16 protein-coding genes and 1 tRNA gene are annotated in these 20,748 nt (G+C 50.6%); 12 read left to right on the forward strand and 5 right to left on the reverse strand.

Going from position 1 to position 20,748, the window contains the following annotated elements; translation table 11 throughout:
- Positions 1 to 3: 3 nt before the first annotated feature.
- The 4 genes from galE to GOV45_RS16245 all read right to left on the reverse strand — a co-directional run bounded on the left by galE (position 4) and on the right by GOV45_RS16245 (position 3,406).
- Complete coding sequence (gene galE / locus GOV45_RS16230; RefSeq protein ID WP_170479726.1) at positions 4 to 1,023, reverse strand: UDP-glucose 4-epimerase GalE; 1,020 nt, start codon at positions 1,021 to 1,023, stop codon at positions 4 to 6.
- Entirely contained in the window at positions 1,020 to 1,904 is an 885-nt protein-coding gene (locus GOV45_RS16235) for a glycosyltransferase (RefSeq protein WP_170479728.1), read from the reverse strand. Before GOV45_RS16235 ends, galE begins: the two co-directional genes overlap by 4 nt.
- 2 nt (positions 1,905 to 1,906) lie before the next feature.
- Complete coding sequence (locus GOV45_RS16240; RefSeq protein ID WP_170479730.1) at positions 1,907 to 2,713, reverse strand: WecB/TagA/CpsF family glycosyltransferase; 807 nt, start codon at positions 2,711 to 2,713, stop codon at positions 1,907 to 1,909.
- A 480-nt stretch (positions 2,714 to 3,193) separates the two neighbouring features.
- Positions 3,194 to 3,406 (reverse strand): hypothetical protein, encoded by a 213-nt coding sequence (locus tag GOV45_RS16245; protein WP_170479732.1) that lies wholly within the window; start codon positions 3,404 to 3,406, stop codon positions 3,194 to 3,196.
- 305 nt (positions 3,407 to 3,711) lie between these two features.
- Here GOV45_RS16245 and GOV45_RS16250 point away from each other — a divergent pair, with 305 nt between their 5' ends.
- The 4 genes from GOV45_RS16250 to GOV45_RS16265 all read left to right on the forward strand — a co-directional run bounded on the left by GOV45_RS16250 (position 3,712) and on the right by GOV45_RS16265 (position 8,431).
- Positions 3,712 to 4,308 carry a polysaccharide biosynthesis/export family protein gene (locus tag GOV45_RS16250; RefSeq protein ID WP_170479734.1) on the forward strand — a complete coding sequence of 199 codons (597 nt, stop codon included), beginning with the start codon at positions 3,712 to 3,714 and terminating at the stop codon, positions 4,306 to 4,308.
- 87 nt (positions 4,309 to 4,395) lie between these two features.
- On the forward strand, positions 4,396 to 5,736 hold the full coding sequence (locus tag GOV45_RS16255) for a hypothetical protein (RefSeq protein WP_170479736.1): 1,341 nt from the start codon (positions 4,396 to 4,398) through the stop codon (positions 5,734 to 5,736).
- Between the two features lie 128 nt (positions 5,737 to 5,864).
- Entirely contained in the window at positions 5,865 to 7,046 is a 1,182-nt protein-coding gene (gene rffA, locus GOV45_RS16260; RefSeq protein WP_170479738.1) for a dTDP-4-amino-4,6-dideoxygalactose transaminase, read from the forward strand.
- 263 nt (positions 7,047 to 7,309) lie between these two features.
- Positions 7,310 to 8,431, forward strand: coding sequence for a glycosyltransferase (locus GOV45_RS16265; protein ID WP_170479740.1), 1,122 nt, complete (start codon positions 7,310 to 7,312; stop codon positions 8,429 to 8,431).
- Between the two features lie 44 nt (positions 8,432 to 8,475).
- On the opposite strand, the gene GOV45_RS16270 is transcribed toward GOV45_RS16265, so the two are convergent.
- Positions 8,476 to 8,560 (reverse strand) — tRNA-Leu (locus GOV45_RS16270).
- A 706-nt stretch (positions 8,561 to 9,266) separates the two neighbouring features.
- Here GOV45_RS16270 and GOV45_RS16275 point away from each other — a divergent pair.
- The 8 genes from GOV45_RS16275 to GOV45_RS16310 all read left to right on the forward strand — a co-directional run bounded on the left by GOV45_RS16275 (position 9,267) and on the right by GOV45_RS16310 (position 20,630).
- Positions 9,267 to 9,683: a hypothetical protein gene (locus GOV45_RS16275; RefSeq protein ID WP_170479741.1), complete on the forward strand. Its 417-nt coding sequence runs from the start codon at positions 9,267 to 9,269 to the stop codon at positions 9,681 to 9,683.
- 2 nt (positions 9,684 to 9,685) lie between these two features.
- Positions 9,686 to 11,698 (forward strand): dynamin family protein, encoded by a 2,013-nt coding sequence (locus tag GOV45_RS16280; protein WP_170479743.1) that lies wholly within the window; start codon positions 9,686 to 9,688, stop codon positions 11,696 to 11,698.
- Between the two features lie 44 nt (positions 11,699 to 11,742).
- Positions 11,743 to 13,338 (forward strand): dynamin family protein, encoded by a 1,596-nt coding sequence (locus tag GOV45_RS16285; protein ID WP_254448023.1) that lies wholly within the window; start codon positions 11,743 to 11,745, stop codon positions 13,336 to 13,338.
- A 54-nt stretch (positions 13,339 to 13,392) separates the two neighbouring features.
- Entirely contained in the window at positions 13,393 to 13,794 is a 402-nt protein-coding gene (locus GOV45_RS16290) for a hypothetical protein (RefSeq protein ID WP_170479747.1), read from the forward strand.
- A 24-nt stretch (positions 13,795 to 13,818) separates the two neighbouring features.
- Positions 13,819 to 14,679, forward strand: coding sequence for a hypothetical protein (locus GOV45_RS16295; protein ID WP_170479749.1), 861 nt, complete (start codon positions 13,819 to 13,821; stop codon positions 14,677 to 14,679).
- A 68-nt stretch (positions 14,680 to 14,747) separates the two neighbouring features.
- A complete protein-coding gene (locus GOV45_RS16300; protein ID WP_170479750.1) occupies positions 14,748 to 16,787 on the forward strand; it encodes a dynamin family protein in 2,040 nt (679 codons plus the stop codon).
- Complete coding sequence (locus GOV45_RS16305; RefSeq protein WP_170479753.1) at positions 16,784 to 18,079, forward strand: dynamin family protein; 1,296 nt, start codon at positions 16,784 to 16,786, stop codon at positions 18,077 to 18,079. Before GOV45_RS16300 ends, GOV45_RS16305 begins: the two co-directional genes overlap by 4 nt.
- Before the next feature lie 337 nt (positions 18,080 to 18,416).
- On the forward strand, positions 18,417 to 20,630 hold the full coding sequence (locus GOV45_RS16310) for a serine/threonine protein kinase (protein ID WP_170479754.1): 2,214 nt from the start codon (positions 18,417 to 18,419) through the stop codon (positions 20,628 to 20,630).
- Positions 20,631 to 20,748 lie beyond the last annotated feature (118 nt).

Raw genomic sequence — 20,748 nt, forward strand, 5'->3', positions numbered from 1 at the left:
CTGCTAAGCCTCCTTAATAAACTGCCAATTGCCCGCGCACATGTCATCCAGGCCAAGCTGCGCTTCGAACCCCAGCAATTTTCTAGCCAAATCTGTCGCGGCGCAGGATACTGCCGGGTCGCCAGGGCGGCGGTTTGTTATTTCATAAGGAATATGTTGGCCAGACGCGCGTTCATAGGCTTTGACGACATCAAGAACACTGTAGCCTGTACCTGTCCCCAGATTGACACAGTGGTTGCCTCTACCTGCAAATAGCGCGTCTAGTGAAAGAACATGACCGTGCGCCAAATCCTGGACATGGATATAGTCACGAACACCGGTTCCATCTGCAGTTGGATAGTCACCACCATAAACAGTGAGCGATGGGATTAGTCCTAACGCTACTCGGGCGATGACTGGTACCAGGTTGGTCGGCGGTTGACTGGGGTCTTCGCCGATCAGTCCTGATGGATGCGCGCCTACGGGATTGAAATACCGAAGAATGCCGACCTGCAAAACTTGGTCTGCCGCAGACAGGCTGGTCAAAAACTCTTCACCGACCAGCTTTGTCTGCGCGTATACGCTTTGCGGGGAAGGACGCGAATCTTCGCGTATGGGCATTTCCGCAGGTTCGCCATAAATCGCAGCGCTGGAAGAAAACACCATTTTTTCAACGCCGGTCGCCTTCATGACTGAAGCGATGTTGAAAAGTCCTCGGCAGTTGGTTTCGTAATAACCCAGCGGATCAGCCTGACCTTCCGGTACGCTTTTCAGAGCTGCAAAGTGAACCACGGCATCAAAACGTTCTGAATCGAAGACCTGAGAGACGTCCTTTTCAGAACGAATATCGCAATCGTAAACTGTGGTAGGAGCGTTTACAATCTGAGCCAACCGATCCGGCACATCACGGCGCGCATTCGCAAAGTTGTCGAGAATGGCGACCGAATAACCGGCCCTAACCAGTGCGACATAGGTATGCGAACCAATAAAGCCGGCACCACCGGTCAACAATATTCGCCGAGTCTGTATTAGATGTTGTGTCATCTCCCACGAACCCATTCTGACGACCCTGGTCGCAGGCGGACCAGAGTTTGAATTGTCGCATAAACCAAAAATCCGATCGGGACCTGAACCATCAGGTGAAGCAAGTTGGATAGAGATATTTTTTGCGCGTTTTCATTTCTTATAAGTTCTGGGTAGAGACGACGGATTTCCGCAACGCCAGCATCCTGCCGACACCGAACCCTGACCAGATTACGCATCCCTTCGACCATGGGCCAGTGATATCGAGCAGCAACTTCAATGCGTTCTTCTGGAGCAAAGTTCAACCTTACGAAGGTGTCGTCTGATATGACAGCTGGGAATTGCCCCCACCTTTTACGTCCTGCGGCATTGGCCGAGAATAATCCAGCTCCTACGGCGCCGTTCTGCACGAATGGTAATCGCACCCAAAATTCGGCATAACGTTTCGTTATCCACGTGCTCGGTGGCACCACCTGTATTGTTCCCGTCGCGTATATAGGATGTTGTTGGCTTAACGCCGCACGCAATTGACCGAGCATTTCAGGGTCACATCGTACGTCTGCGTCCAAGTAAATACGGTTATTCCCAATTGCCGCGTCGTCGCCCTGATTAAAGGCATTTGGCTTTCCCGCGCGGGAGATTTTGAGCAGGACAAGACGCCAATTGCGTTCTTCAAATGCAGTTTTCATTGAAAAAACGACGTCTTCAGTGCGATCCGTACATGCATTTGCCGCAACTATGACCTCAACGAGCCCAGCTGAGTTATCCTGTTCCAATAACGCCTCCAAGCAATCCGCGATGTAGTCCTCTTCGTTATGGGCGGCGATTATGACGCTGAGAAAATCATGTTGGACAGTGTCAGTTTGAATATTTCCAGACAATATGTGGCATTCTGTCGTCATGATTAATTTCCGGAAAGCGGATCATGGTACAGTCCCATCTTTTGTTTAAGCAACGCCCATAGAACCGGCGGATCGTCCACAAGATAGCGCCGCCAGCGTTGACGTGGCTCTTTCATAAGACGGTAAAACCACTCCAAACCCATTTTTGTGACCCATGGGGCAGGCCGAGGAAGCGTTCCCGCCTCATAGTCAATTGTTCCGCCTAACGGCAGAAATAACCGAACGTTTGGCATCCGATCTCTGTAGTTGATAATGAACTTTTCCTGACGTCCACCACCTAATCCAACCAGCAAGACCGTCGCGCCCGATGCGTTGATGCAATCGATAATCCGGTCGACCTCCTCTGGGTCTTGCTCATAGTCGAAAGCCGGAGCATCGGTGCCCACAATGATTTTTCTTCCTGTCTTTGCGTTGATTTTATCAGCTGCGATTTCGGCAACGCCTGGTTTGCCGCCGCATAAAAAAACGGTGACGTCGGGATTGTCTTTATGGTGCATGTAAAACTTTGGGAAGTAGTCTGATCCGGACACCCGCTCGCGAACTGGTGTGCCCATAAGGCGCAAAGCGAAGTATAAAATCTGGCTGTCGCAAGTAACTACATCGAACTTTTTGAAAACGTGTAGAAAATCCGTATCTCGCTGCAGCTTCGCTACCATGTCGGTGTGAAGCGTAAGAATCGTGCCCTGTGTAAAGTTGGAAACCAAGTCGGTCATGTCCACGTCGTGGACGTAAATATTCAGCAGATCAACACGCGGAAGTGCGGGATTTTCAGCTGAGTTTGCAACGTTTGGTACACCGGAAATAATCATTTCGCATCTCCGGGCAGAGTTCCAAAGTTTACCTTGCAAGGGCGAGAGCGAGCCTGTGGGTCGTTCCATGGAAACGTCACCGCATGAATATTTGCGTCTGCCGGCAACTTAGTGGCAAAAATTCCGATAGTTTTGGTCTCCATCATCACAGGGTTCATATTACCATTTAACCTAAAACTACATCACTGGAGCACGGGCGTCTGCAAAGCGAAACACTCAGAGCGTCAAAACTGTCAAACTACTAGCTTGTCCCGTTAACTTGGAATCTGGAAAACCGATAATCCACCTTTTGTCTACACATCAAGGCATGGATGGCAAAAGCTAATTTGACACACAGCTTAACCCCAACTGTTCCTGCGATCGGAACGTGAACATTTTAGTTTAAGTGCCGGTATTGTCCGGGTTTCAGCAACAGTGGGGATTTTTACTATTACGGAGGAATTTCGCGTGTCCATGTGAAGGACCGCGACGCTGCCGGGATTAGGTGTCAGTTCTAGCCAGAGGAGCAGAAACGTCTGAGCAGGAATTCTTTGGCGAGCGATACGCGATGATCAAAGCACAAGCCAGCATGCCAGCAGCGCCTATCGCTGCATAAATTAAAAGGGCTATCCAAATTGACGTACCCATAATCAAACCAATCCCAGCCGCGAGTGCACCAATTAGCATACCTGAAAGAACCAGCCCAGCCATCATCGAAACAACTCCACATTGCCTGTTTTGCAAAGCCGACCGCATCTACGGCCAAAAAAATTGAAACCTGAAAACAAGGCAAAATTATGCCCTAAGGTATGAACAAATTCTTAATTGCAAACCAAGTGTTGCGTTTTAGAACGGGAATTGAGAGAAAATTTTGTCGAAGACAATCAAAATGTAGCCTTAGAAAGCGAATCATGCGCAAAGTGGTGGGGTCGAGCAGATCAAGGTCTTTTTGCCCGAGGGTCATGTGACCGCGGTAATAATAAGGGCCATAGTATTTTCTTGGTACGGGAGTTTGGAATATGAAAGCCGTTTATGCACTGCTCGTTACACTTGTGCTGAGCGTGGTACTAGCTGCGCCAGCTATGGCTCAAAGCAGTTATAGAATTCAGCCTGGGGATGTTCTTAACATTGAAGTTCTGGAAGATGAAAGCCTCGAGCAAGAGGTGCTTGTACGACCCGACGGGCGTATAACCATGCCTTTGGCCGGTACACTTTCGGTCAGCGGGCGCAGCGTTGAGCAGGTTCGTAATGACCTGACCAATCTGCTGGCTCCGAATTTTGCTGCGCCGCCAAATGTTTTTGTCGCTCTTGGATCCGTCGCCGAACCCACAGACCCAGATCCGATCTTGGTTTACGCAGTCGGAGAAGCGGGGGAACCTGGACGCTACGAAGTGCCACCGGGCACCACGCTGCTCCAGTTCTTTGCGGAAATGGGCGGGTTCTCACGCTTTGCGGCCACCAAACGCATTATTTTGCGTCGGGCCGACCGTTCAGGTAATGAGCGGGTATACAAGTTTAACTATGACGCCATTCTCGAAGGTGCTGGGCAAGGCGGCGCAACGAGACTGGTTGACGGAGACGTAATAGTAGTGCCTCAGCGCCGATTGTTTGAATGACCTGGAAGTGACCAACACGTGATACAGGCTCCCACCCATCGAACTATACGAATAGGTGCTGTTTTTGCCGCATCTACATTTGCAAGCATGAACTTCGCGCAGGAGGTGCCGCTAGAGCCAGGCGGACTGCAGATGCGTTTCGGAGTTGCCGAAAGACTGGAATATGGTCGAAACTTGGCCTTGGATGTTCCCGAAGAGGGGAATGGTTTTATAGCTTCGACAATTCTTTCCTTCGGTCTGTCAAGCGAGACCCGGACCCAAACTTTGGAATTGGACGTCGTAACAGGATTGCGCCTGCAAGACCTGCCAAACAACTCTGACACTTTTAATGTCGGGGATACTCGGCTGGACTTTGGTTATACACGCGATGCGGCTAATTCAGGTCTGGCACTTGATGCAGAATACTTGAGGTTTGATATAGGATTTCTTCGTTCACTTACGGATTTCGAAGATGAAGATGGGTTCATTACGCTGCCAGCAGACTTCTCAAGCCTAACCGGCGATGGGACACGTAGTGATTACGCGCTAGGTTTTGCCTTCGACGGAGGGCGCGAAAACCTAATCGGCTACAATTTGGGTTTGTTTGCTTCCGGAATCAATTATTCGGAATCCGGAGACGCCGAATTTGATGACAGCGATACAATCATTGGTGAAGCTGGCCTTACCTTTGCATTGTCTCCAGTGACCTCCACCAGTCTGACGTACACTAAAGAGAAATTCGAAGAAGACGACATCGATCAGACTGTTCGGGACACTGATACAATTGCATTTGGCGTATCCCACGAATCTTCTGACCGGACCCGTTTTGACGCAACGATCGGGTACACTGACGTAACCGAAAGGCGCGAAGTATCGGGGGACCGGGACGAATCCGGTGTCGTTGGAAATTTGGGTGTTTTTCATGACGTCGCAAACGGAACGGTTTTTGGTGAATATGACTCCAGTCTGAATGCCTCTGGTCGTTTGGATCGCCTGATCGTAGGACGCACGCTTCCCATTCCGGATGGCGATTTTGCCTTTAGTCTTGGCGCCGCACATCGACCAGATGGTTCAGTTGATCCGATAGGCGCGCTGTTGTTTGATCGCGATTTCGGTCCAAATTATTTGCGTATACGAATAAGCCGTGACATACTCGCGGATACTGATGACGAATACACGGTCTCGAACGTCGTTGACTTGGGGTATCTCTGGCGCCTGACGCCGGTTTCTCAATTTGGCCTCCGCGCGACCTATGCTATAACAGAAGAAACCGTGACTGAACCACGCACCGAATTGGGATTCTTCAGCGCTGTTTACAGTCATGAGCTTACGGATGATTGGCGTTTCAATGCTGGGTTCGATTACCGTGTGTCGGAAGACGATGCAGGACGCGCAACTAGTCCGCAAGTTTTCGCAGCCATTGGAAAGGAGTTTTTCTGGAGGCGATAGAGTGGAATGCCGAAATGTTGAGCCCATCTGGTTTTTGGTTGTGATGGGCTTCTAAGACCGCACCTACCAGCCGTGTGTTTTGATGGTGGGGGAATAAGTGAGTAACTAGTAAGTAAGTGAGTATTTGAATGCCGAAAGAAACTGAGGAAGTACTAAATCAAGTTTCTGGCTTGAAGCCTTTTGATATTCCTTTCAATCGGCCCAAGCTAATCGGCAATGAGCGAAGCTACATTCAACAGGGACTAGAGGAAGGTTTCTTCGCTGGAAACGGTCGTTTTACGGTGGCTTGTGAATCTCTACTGAAGGAAATGACCGGTTCTCCCAAGGTGCAGCTTGTTCATTCCTGTACCGCCGCGCTTGAAATGGCGGCCATCCTTTGCGATTTGGGTCCAGGCGATGAAGTTATCATGCCATCTTTCACCTTTGTGTCGACGGCAAATGCAGTCGTTATGCGCGGGGCCACTCCCGTTTTTGTAGATATTTTACCAAACACTCTGAACATTGATCCGGATGCGGTTGCCAAAGCGGTGACGCCCAAAACAAAGGCGATTTTTGCAGTTCACTATGCTGGTGTGCCGGCGGAAATGGACGCGTTGGCAGAAATTGCGAAAGCCCATAACATAATCCTTGTCGAAGATGCTGCTCAAGCGTTGGGATCAAAGTATAACGGACGACCTGCTGGAAGCCTTGGCGATCTTGCCGCATTCAGCTTTCACGCCACAAAAAACGTAACGTCCGGGGAAGGCGGAGCGCTTGCAATTAACCGGGCTGATCTCGTGGAGCGTGCAGACGTTATTCGCGACAAAGGGACAAATAGATCCCAGTTTTTTGATGGGCTTGCAGAGAAGTATACTTGGGTTGATATAGGTTCATCGTACTCACCGTCTGAACTAACTGCCGCCATGTTGTTGGCACAGCTCGAGCAGATGGAGGCTGTGATTTCCGACAGGCTATCATCTGCAGCCCGCTATCAATCTGCGTTCACGGACTTGGCCGAGATGGGGCGTATTGATCTGTTGGTCAGACCTGTTCACTGTCAAGGAAATGGCCATTTGTTCTGTCTTTTGCTTCGCGATGAAGCAGAGCGCCGCAAGTTCATCGCTGATATGGACAATTTTGGCATTGGCACGCCGTTTCACTATGTCCCTCTGCATTCTTCGCCTGCAGGACGAAAATATGGGAAATGCTCAGGATCATTGACTGTTACGGAGCAGTTGGCTGAAAGGTTGGTACGTTTACCCTTGTATTATAACATGGGGGAAACGGTCGACCGTGTGATTAAGACTGCGCGAAATGCATTGATGAACTAGCAACGCGATTTGCGCGATTCACATGTTAAATCGCGACAGATAATATCAGCTTCCTGACGTTTGTGCTCATGTGCGAAGAGCAATTTTCAGTGCGCTAATTCCGGGTCAGCGTTAGAGATTTTTAGTTGATTGGAATCTGGCAACGATACTTGAACCTTGCTACGAATAACGCGTCAGCAGAGTAATACACGATGTCAGAGTCCAATGAGCTTGTCCTTTTCCCTAGTCTGAAAGCGCAACGTTTGCCGAATGGCAAATTAGTGATGACCCAAAAGTACATGGAGGGAGCAGGGCGGTTTGTTGACAAATGGCCAGGTCCGGTGACCGTTATGGTCGAACTCGATGATCGTCCTACCGAAGATATGGACCGTGTAGAAGCAAGGCCAGAACTGTTCGGCTTCGAAATTGAAGAGCGCTCCAAATCCGAGGATGAGTTTGCCAATCGACTGAAACACTCGGCTATCGGCCTTGGCTTTCTTGCAGGCAACAACATCATGATAGCCAAGGCATGCAACAAGGTCGGAATGCCTCTTGTATGCACAAGCGAATATTCACCAAGGACAGAACGTCAGATTGTAGCGGCCGAATTGCCGCAAGACCATATTCGCCGTGCCCGTCGATTGCTTTGGCTACATGCCGAGGAAAAGCGGCGCCAAAAGCTATTGCCTATGCTGGCGGGACTGCAATGCAGCGGCACGCCCACATACGACTTGTATCGCCATCTTGTACCGAGTGCTCTCTTGTTCTTTGACAATAGAGTTTATGAGAAAGACATCCTTCCGACTGATCAGGTAAAAAGCCGGTTCGGCGACTTGTTGTCGGGGCGGCCTTTGAAGTTGGTTTTCGGAGGCCGGCTTTCCACAATGAAAGGCGTATCAGAGCTTCCCAAGATCGCCAGAGAGCTACGTGACCGACGCATTCCCTTCGAGATGACAATTGTCGGCACCGGGCCACTTGAATCCGCGCTAAAAGACGCAGCCTCGTTCTTTGGATTGAATAATTTCGTAAAATTGCTTCCGCCTATGGACTTTCGTAATGGTTGGATCCCTTTCCTGCGTGACAATGCCGACCTATTTGTGTGTCCGCACGTTCAGGGTGACCCGTCCAGTACTTACTCAGAAGTCATGTCATGCGGGGTTCCAATAGTCGGTTATGCCAACGAAGCTTTTGAAGGTGTGTTGAAAAACTCGGGCGGAGGTTGGGCATCACCGTTGCGACGTCCTGCTAAACTTGCCGAGTTGATTGGCGCCCTTGATAAAAATAGAGAAGAAATTCTGAAAAAAGCTCAGGCGGCAGTTTCGTTCGCATCTGAGCACGCATTTGAAAAGACATTTGAGCGACGGGCAGAACATCTTCGTTCACTGGGCCGGTTCAGAAGTTCATAGCCAGCAGCAACAAATACAAGTCTTTTGTTGACTTCGTTTGAGTATGGTGCGGGTGGAGGGACTTGAACCCCCACGCCTTGCGGCGCCAGAACCTAAATCTGGTGCGTCTACCAATTTCGCCACACCCGCTTTCTGATGCCCTGCACCAGCATAGCGCGGTGAATAGCAAAGCTTACAAGCGAGCGCGAGTGGTAAAATTGACGAACCCAAAAAATTTTTCACGATGGAGACAAAGATCGAAGTTCTTGCCGCCGCTAGGAAGTTAGCGTCCTTTGAAAACCTGATTGTCCAAAGTTTTGAGTCACCTTCAGAACACCTTGAGATTCCTATTTGGAAGTTCACTCCGCTTATGAAACGCTCGCGACGTAAACAAACTGTTTCCAAATTGGGAACTCCGATAGCTATTACTTGTACTACCCGTATAAATTGTTCTTGCTTAGTTAACCCAAGTCCCCGTTTTGATCGGATTGCACTGGCCCAGGCTGCCCAAGCAACCTTTCTGGACTACAAACGTCACATACGGTTTTTGTAAATTACTATAAAAAATAAATATTTATAACATGATCTTGCGAAAAGGGTTTCGACTCGTTCACGGGCCCCGTTGTACTTGTGAACGGTTTTGTACTGATGGTTTGCAAATCAAAACCCGCTTGGGTTGAAGCGCAAGTAAGAACCTCCTCCTCAATTGCGCCACAATTGAAACGTCAAAATATCCTAATCACGTCAAAATAACACCGTGGTAATCGTAGTTGATGAACGTCGGGATTTCATGAGTCCTTTTCGCCATCAGGCATCTTGTCAGTATCTGCTCATCTCCAGAACGAGGGCCTTAATAGTGACAGACCAGATAAATTCTGCTGCTTCCGAGCAAGACATCGTCGGGCTTGCCCGCAAAAGTTTCATTGGCGAGCTTAAAACCTTCAATTCCCAGCACCCAGGAACGGGGTTTGGAATCTCGCTTAAAACACATTCGGGTAACCGCTATCTTCTGGCTAACGCTAGAATGCCGCTGCCTGAACACAGATCTCAAGACTTTCCAACCGGTCGCCGGGTCGCGCGTCTGGAGAACAGTGAGCATTTCCGCTCAATTGAAGTCTTGGCTGACTCCTTTGCTTATGAATCGATCTCGCCACGTACCGAAGCGGCGATTTTGGGCAATGCTTTAGACCTAATCGCGCGGATCGATTCGTTGGCCAGTCGGTCGGCGAAAGGTTCGGGCAACCGCATAGCCGCAACTGGTACCGGAGGCTGATCATGGCGCGCAATGACCACCTTCTGTCTGTGGGAAACGAAGCCCTGTCACCGATGACAGATGCAATGTCCGCACTGACAACACAGATAGATCAACTGACTGAGGTGGCGGATGCGCGATCCTCCGCACGCTTGGCGACGCTTAAGACGAAAATGGAAAATTTTACTGCCAGCGTGACGTTGGTAGGTCAAGTCAAGGCTGGAAAATCTTCGATAATCAACATTCTGGCGGGACGGCCGAACCTTCTACCGTCAGATGTGAATCCGTGGACTTCTGTTGTGACAACCCTGAACATTAATACACGTACCGAGGGGGACACCCGTTCCAAGTTCACGTTCTTTGAACAGGAAGAATGGGACAACCTTATGGTCGGCGGAGGCCGGTTAGGAGAACTTGCCAATCGCGCTGGCGCCGATGACGAGATGGATGATATTCGTCGTCAAGTCAATGAAATGAAGGCCAAATCAGAAGAACGACTTGGCAAGCATTTTGACCTGATTCTTGGTCAAAGCCACCAATATGACTATTTTGATGACGAATTAATTCAGCGGTATGTTTGTTTAGGTGACGAGGATGATCCGGACATCAACCCCAAGACGGGACGGTTTGCCGATGTAACGAAATCGGCAGAGCTTTTCATGGATATCCCGCAATATCCAATTTCGCTAAAGCTTTGCGATACGCCGGGTGTAAATGACACATTTATGGTGCGCGAGCAGATTACGCTTCGTAGTCTGCGTGGTTCCGAAGTGTGCGTCGTCGTATTGGCAGCCAGCCAAGCGCTGACGACAATGGACATGGCGCTGATGAGGATCATTTCTCAGTTCGAAAACCGGCAGATAATCCTTTTTGTGAACCGTATTGACGAGTTGTCGGATCCCGTCACTCAGGTTCCTGAGATTCGCGACCGCATTCAGGACACTCTGAAACAGAATAATATCGACACTGAAACCAGCATTGTCTTTGGGAGCGCCCAGTGGGCCGAAGCTGCTTTGACGGGGAACCCCGACATTCTAACCGAAGAATCCCGTCAGGCTCTGAACACATTCTACCTCGCTGCAGGTTTTGGGGACCAGTCGGCGTCTTTGGACAAAATCTGGGCGCTCTCGGGCCTTCCGGACCTTTTGCTCGCAATGAATGAACGAATCGCCGAAGGAGCGGGGAGCCGACTATTGGATCGTGTGCGTCATCGGGCGCGTAACATTGCCAGCCAAATTCGGGCTACTACGGTGGCAAAGACGTTGTCGACCAACGACGGGGTGCTCCGAGATCTTGACGGCGTGTCCGCGGAAAAAGCAATTGTGACAGTTTCGGAAGAATATGAACGAAAGGTAAGCGAACTTACGACCAAGCTGCGGGACAAGGTCTTGGAGCGGCTGGCATCGGCCGAAGCGAATTTTGTCAAACGGGCAACAGACTCACTGATCGCTCATCTAGAGCAAAATGGTGAGGAGGGGACTTGGCAATACGATCCCGCGGGTCTTCGGACTTTGCAAAAAGCAGCATATTTTAGCTTTGGACGTTCCATGCGCAAGGAAGCGGGCGCTATTTATTCCTCGGCGGCTACAGACGTTGAATCTCTGTATCTCAAACTTTTGGGCAACCATCTGGGTGAATTCAACATCGAAGCCCCAATCGTCCCGCGTGTTCCGCCTCCCTTGGGCATTGGTCGAACCATCGCATTGGATTTGCAAAGTACGTGGTGGCGTCGGTGGTGGCAGAAACGTAAAGGCTTTGAAGCTTATGCCGCTGATTATACGCGTCTGATTTCGTCTGAGGCGAATTCCATCACAAAAGACATAGAGGAAAATCAGATAGCGGCGGTGCTAGAGAACGTTCGTGCGGGCATGGCGGATTTCTTGGCTGAACAAAAGGACACGCTTCTCAGTATTTCAAAGTCAGGTAATCGCGATCCTGCAGCCCAAGCAGCGTTGAACTCCGGAACGCAGCCACAAAAGTCGCGTGATGACATCCTCGGCGACATCCTCAAAGACCTCAGTAACGAAGCAGCATAAGAAGAGTTATGGTAAAAAACACAGATCCCCGCTTCGTCTCTCCCATGGCATGGAACCGCATTGAGCAGTGGTCCCGTCGAAAGCCAGCTTTTGCGCTTATGGGAGAGTTCAGTGCCGGAAAGTCGACACTGATGAACTTTCTTTTGCGTGAGCAAGCCCTGCCAACGCAGGTGACAGCAACACAGCTGCCACCCGTATGGTTCAGTTGGGGAAGCAGTCCGGCCTATGTCAAACGGCACGACGGCAGCAAACAAAGTATCACTTTGGATGAACTTGAAACGATCGCTGTCAATGATGCACAATTCGTCCGGATATTCCTCAAGGCTGACATTTTGGAAGCCGTTGATCTGATCGACACGCCCGGCATCTCGGACCCTAAGATTTCAACGGATGTCTGGCAGCGAGCTGTTGGTCAGGCAAATGGCGTACTGTGGTGTACGCATTCCACTCAGGCTTGGCGTGAAACCGAGCGTGCGACTTGGGTATCGTTGCCGGAACGATTGCAGAATAATTCGTTGCTGTTGATTACACGTGCCGATGCCCTGAGTGCGAAAGACAGGCAAAAAGTACTGCGTCGTGTGAACCGCGAGGCGGGTCACCTTTTCAATCGCACAATACTGTTTTCGGCTCGTGATGCTATAACTGCGCGCGATAAGACGGGTGATGCCGAGTTGTGGTCGCGCAGCGGCGGTGGAAAAATGGTCGACAGCTTTTTGGAGATTACAGAACAGATAATGGATGGCCGTGCTGATCAACTGGCCCGGTATCAAATCGATAAATCGCAGTCTGGTCAAACCTTGGTTCACCCTGCAGAGGAAGCGGATTCAATACCCGAAGACTCGCAAGTCAAACTAGTTGAACTCAGCGGAGGCTTCAAAAGCGAGGATCGCAATGTAATCACTAACTTTCCGGTAAGGCCGGCTCGGGTAGAACGCCGCACCGAAGAGCCAGAGCGTTCTCGCATTGACCCCAATGAGGCTGAACGCATGCGTGCTGAAATGGTCAATGATGTTGAAGCGACCTCGAAAGAAGAGTTGCGGTCATACTTTCGCGAGACTACGGAAGATTCTCCGCATCTAAGTGGACTGACAAACCCTGATCTAGATGTAGATGAGTTTGAGTTTTCCGAGGGCGACGAAGTAAATGAAGAACCCGAACTGATCATTGTAAGTCAGGAAGAAGAAGATAGCCTGACTTCGGAAGTTGAACCCAAACCTGGGCCAGACATAGGACAGTCCGTTTCTTCGATCACGGCCCTGCTTGCAGAACAAACGAAAGGCGACGGGGAAGATTATGAACCCGAACCCGAAGGCAATGTTCTGACCGCGGCTGAAGTTGTATCTATTGAACCCGACACGCCGATGTCACGTGAAGACATGTCAGACCAAACGGACCCAACTTCCGAACATTTGCTTGACGCTCGAGTTAGTGCGCCGCCTAGCGCCTTGTCGATGTGGCGCGAGATTGAGGAAAACGATCCTCTGCCTGACGACGCGAAAGGTCTGAAAAATGCCTTTACCGCGTTTCTGCGGGAATTCGATCAGATCGCATTGGAACACAACGCTCATGGGCAAAAAAATCCGCTACGATCTGTTCGGAAATCGAATGACAACGCTGGCGCGGAGTGGCATGTGTTGTAGCGAAAATTGCGATTAATGGGTTTGAAGTAACCGATCGCAGGAACAGGCTGAGATATGTCAATCGAAAAGGTTTTAGCAGCTGCAATCGAAGCTGTACCCGGCTGCTTGGCAGCCGGTTATATCGATATGGAAACGGGAATGCTGTTAGGTACAAGTGCTATCGATCAGGACAATGCCAGTAGCTTAAAAAGTTCGGCTTTGGCTGCCACTAACCTGTTTCAGGGGAGCGGCATCGCAGCCTTTGAAAAGCTGTTGCGTTCGGACGAGGCAGATCAGACGATTAGCTCGGTTTTTGGGGAAGTCGCGGTGTTCTCGGACGACCGGGTATTCATTTTTCTGCGAATGCAAGAGCTCTCGGACCATGTTATTTTTTTTATCTGTCAAGACCGCACCAATATCGAGCTGATGTTAGCCAAATCACATCTCAGCCTTGGACTAGTTGCCGCCGCAATTTAGGCGGGGCCCAAAGGGGATAATGACATGATGGACCCTGAAATTTTAGATCTACTAGAAGAGATTGGGCGAACCTCCACCGCTCGTCTGACCCCTGCAATCTGCCTTGCCGGCAAGAGGCCACAGGATAGGCGCTCCCAAGTTCTGAAGGCTATCAGGTGCACAATATTGCCTCGAAGACTGGATTTTGTTGCCGCAGATGGCACACGTTTGTCAATCGATGTCGGCAGTTCGCGCGTAACGAATATTCTTGAATGCGATACTGGCCCAAAGCCGGATTTTGAAATGGATACTCGGGCGTCATTGATTGAGCAATTGGCACGCCTGATATCTGATCTCGTATCTGCCCCTGGCCCACTGCAACTGGAGTCTCTGTGCCCTGATACTTCGCTCGCGGCAGATGATGTCGGTTTGACCTATTCTGAAGTTGCGACCGCTTGCGCCAACATAGACTTACCTGAAGAGCCACGCGTAACTCTGGTGCCAGATAACCCAATTGAAACAGAGTCCGTGCAAGACCCAAATTCTGACGATCTGCCTGCCGCGGCCAAGACGTTTTACGATGGTATGGACAGATTTGCGTTGGGGCGTTTTTTAATTTCAAGTGATGGCATTGAGGTTTCACAGTTCGAGGGCTTGTGCGCACAGGATCAGCCCGCGCACCCAGATAAGGATGTCCTATCTGAAATCATTCGCGACCTCGTCGGATGGCAAACCGACAGCAGCACAGACCTGCCGCAAATGGTTGTTATGCGTCCTTCCGGCGGCCAGGGAACAGGCGTGGCGTTTGTAAGTGACGGCAAGAATACGACTGGGGCCTTACACGATGCTCGTAAGCTTGAGGCTGTTGTATCGATGTGGAAATCATCAAAGAACGCCGCCGAATAACCCCGATCCTGCCCAATAGTGTCCACTTTTTTAATCTAGATTCGGAAGCGAGTTGTCAGGGTAAACTAATGAGTGAGCTGAGCCGCCGCGAACTAATTCGCATCGCCGAAGATATGAATGAAATAAGCAATGACGAGACCCGTCATTTCATTTCTCGTATTGTAGACGACCTTTCAAAGCTAAAGCCCTCAATTGCATTTGTCGGACAGATTAAGGCTGGCAAGTCGCGCCTAATTAACGGTTTTACCGGTCAAGCTGGATATCTTCCGTCTGATGTGAACCCTTGGACAACAGTGATCACCGATATGCATTTCGGCCACCCTTCTGGTCGCACTTCTGGGGCTGAGTTTCACTTCTTTGACAACCGTCAGTGGAAGGCTTTGATTGCCGAAGGTGAAGAACTGCGCAACATGTTCCCCGATGACGAGGACAGCTATAAGCGGGAGATGATCGAAGAACAGGTCGAGGCGATGAAAACACGCGCTCGGTTGCGCCTGGGCGAAAGCTATGAACAATTGCTGGGCCAACGTCACGACCTGGAGGAGCTGACATCAGAGGATTTGGCTCGTTACGTATGTGCGGGAGACGATCCAGAGGACGACGGAGAGCGCGACCCCGGATCGGATCGAGGCCTTTACAGCGACATAACCCGAAAAGCCGAAGTTTTTTTCGAAATTGGCCATTTCCCGTTTCCGGTCACAGTTACTGACACGCCGGGTGTAAATGACCCGCTATTAATCCGGGAAGAAATATCGCGCCAATATCTTAAAGAGTCTGATTTTTTTGTGGTGGTTCTGTCCGCCCATCAGGCCCTTTCGCGGGCAGACCTGAAGTTGTTTCGTCTCATGCAGGCGCTGGAGTTGGGGCAGATCGTTGTATTTATCAACCGGGTTGATGAACTAGGGGGCGGTGCCGAGGATGCTGACAAGGTCAAGGCTGATGTTGTGGAAGGTCTTGAAAATGCCCTTGGAAACTCTGAGATCGATGTGCTGGTGGGCAGTGCCCAATGGGCCCATTACGCTTTGACCGGTGATGAATCTGGCATTGACCATGACCAGGTTCTGGCTTGGCTGCGTGCCCATCCGGAACAGATGAACCAGTATCTGTCTGGTGTGCAGGAGATCAAACAAGGCCCCGGACCCATCAGTCGCGAGGCCATTTTGCGTTACGCCGCGATGATTGCGTCCGGCTTGCCAGACTTGCGCCATCATGTAACACAAGCATTGGCCAACGGCCCGCGTAATGAACAAATGCGAATGGCCTGGCAGCACCTTAATGGATTTGCACAGGGTGACTTGGAGCGTAGCACCGCAAGGTTACGGGCATTGGATGAGGAACGCGCGGATGATCCAAGCGCTATCGAAGGCAACAAGAAGCTAGCGGAATTGAAAACCCTCATTGCTGAAAAATCCGAATCCATAACCAAGGACATGGACAATGTTCTGGCCAATTTGCGTGGTGTAATGGACGACACCGTATCGGAGGCAGTGTCGACCGTTGTCCGTGGTTCTGATGGGAATTCCCCACTTCTAAGTCGCGATGGTGAAACCGAACTGAATTTTGGTCCGCTACGTGAAAGGATGCGGGAACTGGTGCAGGGTGCGACACAAGTCATACGCCAACGCATGCTGAGTGAGCTTTATGCCGTGGACATGCAAAGCAATTCAGCATTGCGTGCCCTTCCCGGGTGGAAGGAACCTGTGGACAATCGAATGAACACCAGCGCAGTAAGGTGGTTTCGCCCAGATACAACGGCTTTGACTCGTGGAATAACCGTTGAACTTCGAGTGACCTGGTTGTCGCGATTGATTTCAAGGCGCAGCGTTGTGAATAGGGCTGAACGAATGATCGTTCAGGAATTTGAGATGATCGGGGATGATCTGATCGATACTGCCCGCGGTGACCTGTTAGACCGTATGCAAACAGTAGTGGATCATTATTTGGCACTATTGGCTGGGCACTTGGAGCACCGCGCCGGACCGAATGGAGGCAATGCCCGTGCCGAAGCGCAACAAGCTGTTGACCGTGCTCGACGTATAGTGGACGAACTGAGCTCGGTCCTTGGGCCCGACCGGTTCGAGGCTTTACACGCTGAGGCAGCAGAATGATTGAATTTCCCGGAACCGAGCAGGTAGTAAAAAAACTCGAAAGCTTTCTGACGGCAACCGAAAACACTCCATCCTCAATTGAATTGGATGAGCTACGCGAACGGGCTATTATGCATGCGCAGCGGTTGTCCAACACCGTGGCTATCGGTTTTGCCGGAGAGTTTGGTGCCGGAAAATCCAGTTTAGCCAATATGCTGGCAGGAGCTGACATTTTGCCCACCGGTCCGCAGCAACAGAAACTGCCTCTTGTGATTGTTGCTTTTGCTGAGGAACCCGAAACTAGTGTTGGTTGGTGGGGCAAGGAACCTAAAGTTTATTCTGGCGTAACATTGGAAAAAGCGGCCGCTGACAATCCGGATTTTATTTCGGTCGGTCTTAACACCCCTGCTCTGCGGGATATTTCGCTTTTCGACCTGCCTGGTTCAGATGCTCTTGACGAGTCATATAAGCAAACTTTGGCTCTGCTGGATTATGTGGATTGCGCCATCTGGTGCACCAATGGCACGAGCGCGTGGCGGGAAACTGAACGCCACCTTTGGCGGCAAGTGCCGAAAAAGCTGCGCGAGAGCAGTTTGTTGGCCGTGACACATGCCGATCTTTTACCCGACGACGAAGCGCGTGATCGCGTTTTGCGGAGATTGGAAAAGGAAAATAGTGATATGTTCCAGACGGTTGTTCCAATTGGTACGCCGCTGGCTGTAAAAGCCATGTCCCAGGAACCTGAACCTGATTTCAGACTTTGGGAATCTTGTGGCGGCTCAAAACTCGCTGAAGTAATCTTGCGGGTGGCTTCCGAATATCGTCAGAGCGATCTGTTGTCCGCTCGTAACGATCTGAAAGACCACTTTGATCCCTTCCTTGCGAATATCGAGGCTCCAGTTACAGTTGAGCATGATACATCGGGAGCAGATGGACAAGATGTTCACACCAGTCTTAGCGTGTCGCTGCCTCCGCTGAACAACCCGATCCTAGAGGATTGGCTGGTCGCAATTGCCGGGATCTGCAACGAACTTCGTGAGAATGCGGACATTGAGCCCTCGAGTTTTCTACAAAGCTGTCAGGAAATTGTCGAAGATTTTGCTGATCGTTTGGATTCGGGCACGGAAATTGATGCTAGTGCGGACTGGGTTCCAGGTGAATTTGAAAAAGCGACGGACCTTTTGATGCTATTGCAATTTGAGAGCGGCGATGCACCGTTAAGAGATGCAGTCGGTATCCTTGCACAACTTAGCGATAATCTGGCTTGGGCTGGAAGTACGGTAGCTTCCGCGCCTACTAAAACCGGGACGTGATACGTTCACGCTTAAATTGAGTGTCTGGATCGCGGTTTGGAGTGTTCAGAATCACGCTGCAATTGTTTCGAATTTGTAGACCAATCGTCAAAATTCGCTGTATATGCTCGTATTTTTTTAAAGGAAAAACACTATATATAGAGTATTGTCTGCCCACAGACTATATATAGTATTTGATGAAATTTGATCCATAGTGAAGCCATCAGGCGGCCCCATTAAAGTCAAATTTGAAACGTCTAACCGTTCTCAAGTGTACTGCGGTTGTGTCTGGTTGTGAGTTTACGGGCGATAGGTCCGATTGTTTTTACCGCAAAGTGAATGGAATGGGCGGGAAGAAATGAGCCACAACCAGGCTGTTGGTGCGACGCACGACGAACCTCAGATAGAAGGCCTCCAACCAGGGGCAAAGTTGCTGCGCGGTCAGTATGAGATTCTTCGTTTTCTCAGCAATGGCGGTTTTGGTATCACCTATCTGGCCCGCGATAGCCTTGAGCGCGATGTGGTCATCAAAGAGTGTTACCCCAGCGCCCTGTGTCGTAGAAATGGAGATTTCGTCGAGGCGGTAAACCCGGGGCTCAACGAAGATCTTAGGGCAATCATCGACCTGTTTATTCTGGAAGCCAGGAACCATGCCCGTCTTGTACATCCAAATATCGTCGACGTTCATCAAGTGTTCGAGGACAACAATACCGCTTACATCGCGATGGATTTTGTCCGTGGTTGCGACCTTCTGGAATTTGTTGAGAACGCCGAAAACAGAGGTGATCCGGAGTTTATTGTTCAGGTCACAGAGAAGATGCTGTCCGCAGTGTCCTTCATACACCAAAGCGGAATGTTGCATCGCGACATTTCGCCAGACAATATTCTGATCAACGAGAATGGTGAACCTATTCTGATTGATTTTGGTGCGGCACGCGAGCAAGCAGCGCACAAATCGACTGCTTTGTTGACGTTGCGGGTAATAAAGGACGGCTACTCGCCGCACGAATTCTATGTTCGGGGCGCGGAACAAAGTCCCAGTAGTGATCTATATGTCTTGGCCGCAACCCTGTATCACGCCATAACCGGCGAACGTCCAATCGACGGGCAAACCCGCCTGAACGCGTTCAACAATGGTCAATCTGACCCTTATGTTCCGCTTTCCGGGCGCTATTCGGGATATCCGAGCAAATTCCTGAATGCGATTGACAAGGCGCTGGAGGTACACACCACCGATCGTCTTCAATCGGCTTTGGATTGGTTGCGAATGTTCCGCGGACCAGACGTGATCTTTGACACGTTTGCTTACCGTCCAGTGTCCGTGATCGTCGGCATGGACCACAAAGATCACGAGGCCGAGAAAGAACGCATAAAAGCCGAGACTGAAAATGCCGAGGCTGTTGTGACCGCCCTTCTTGCTGGCAATGCTGACCTTACGCTTGGGAACGAAGAAAAACCTGAACAAGAGCACGCGAATTTCGCAACTTCAGATAACGCACCGGTTACCGTTGACACAGTAGTCAAAAGCGGTTCGGGAAGCGGAAGCAGGTCAATTGTATTGGTCGTGATCGCGTTAGCGGCGGTCGTTACAGGAATGATAATTCTGATGTCGGGCGAAAACTCCACGCCCAAGGCAACCCCGGTCACAGTTGAGGCCCCAGCGCCGATTGATGCTGTACCGGAACCGGTCGAGCAGACCGTCGAAGTCCAAGCAGAGCCGGAATCGGCCGAACCCGCTTTGGCACCCGAGACCGAGGTGGCGCAAGAGCAACCTGTCGAGCAGACAGTGATCCAGGAACCAGATTCGAAAGAAACGTTAGAGCCGCCACTCGATGCCGTTCCCGCCTCAGAGATTCCGCCAGCGGAAATATCAATCCTGGAAGTTGGCGAAAAGCAGCCCGAACTGGAAGCCGAGGCAGCACTCTCTGAGTCTGAAATTGGTTTACCTTTGGAAGAACTCATCAATCTCTTGGACAACCAGGTGGCTTTCGCTCACTGGGACGTGGATGTACCGTTCACTGTTTCACGTCGTCGTGCATCGACGGGTAATGTGCTTGCTATTAGTGGTATTGATGCTGATCAGGATATGTCCGTTGTCGGCGATTGGGTTCAGCGTGGAACGACGATTTTTACTCTGAACGGTGAACCTATTCGCGCGGATCTCTCGTTTGAAGCACACATATTGAGCAATTTTGCAGTTGAACCTGATGGGTATGTACGGGTTACCGCCCGTTACCGCGCATTGGGTAAAACCCGTGCGCAGAATGCTGTTTTAGCATTGCCCGCATACCGCAGTCTGGGTCTTGAGAACGGGCTAACCTTCAGTATCCGCCACGTAGACGGGTACGGCTGGCAAACATCAGTACAGACAGTGCCGAACGACAGTGAAAGTGACCTTAGACGTGGCGACGTTCTGTTGCGCGAAGGTGAGGAAAGCGTTGCTTTCGATGGTCCAGAAAGTCTGGACGTGATCCTCGAAAATCTTGTTGCCGAAAGCCGCCCCACAGCCGAGCTGACCGTATTGCGCAACGGATCTGAAACCGCCGCTACCATGCGGCTTGCGCAGGAGTAGAGAAACCCGGATCGAGTGATATTCGCTGGCAAGTATGTGCTGAGGGTGGCCCCCAGTTAGCCACCCAACGGGGACCGGCCCGTTGCGGATCGTAAGAGTGATTTTTGGTTTTTAGTCT

Origin of the sequence: Ruegeria arenilitoris, assembly GCF_013035425.1 — a bacterium.
In the GTDB taxonomy this organism is placed as follows: Bacteria; Pseudomonadota; Alphaproteobacteria; order Rhodobacterales; family Rhodobacteraceae; genus Ruegeria; species Ruegeria arenilitoris_A.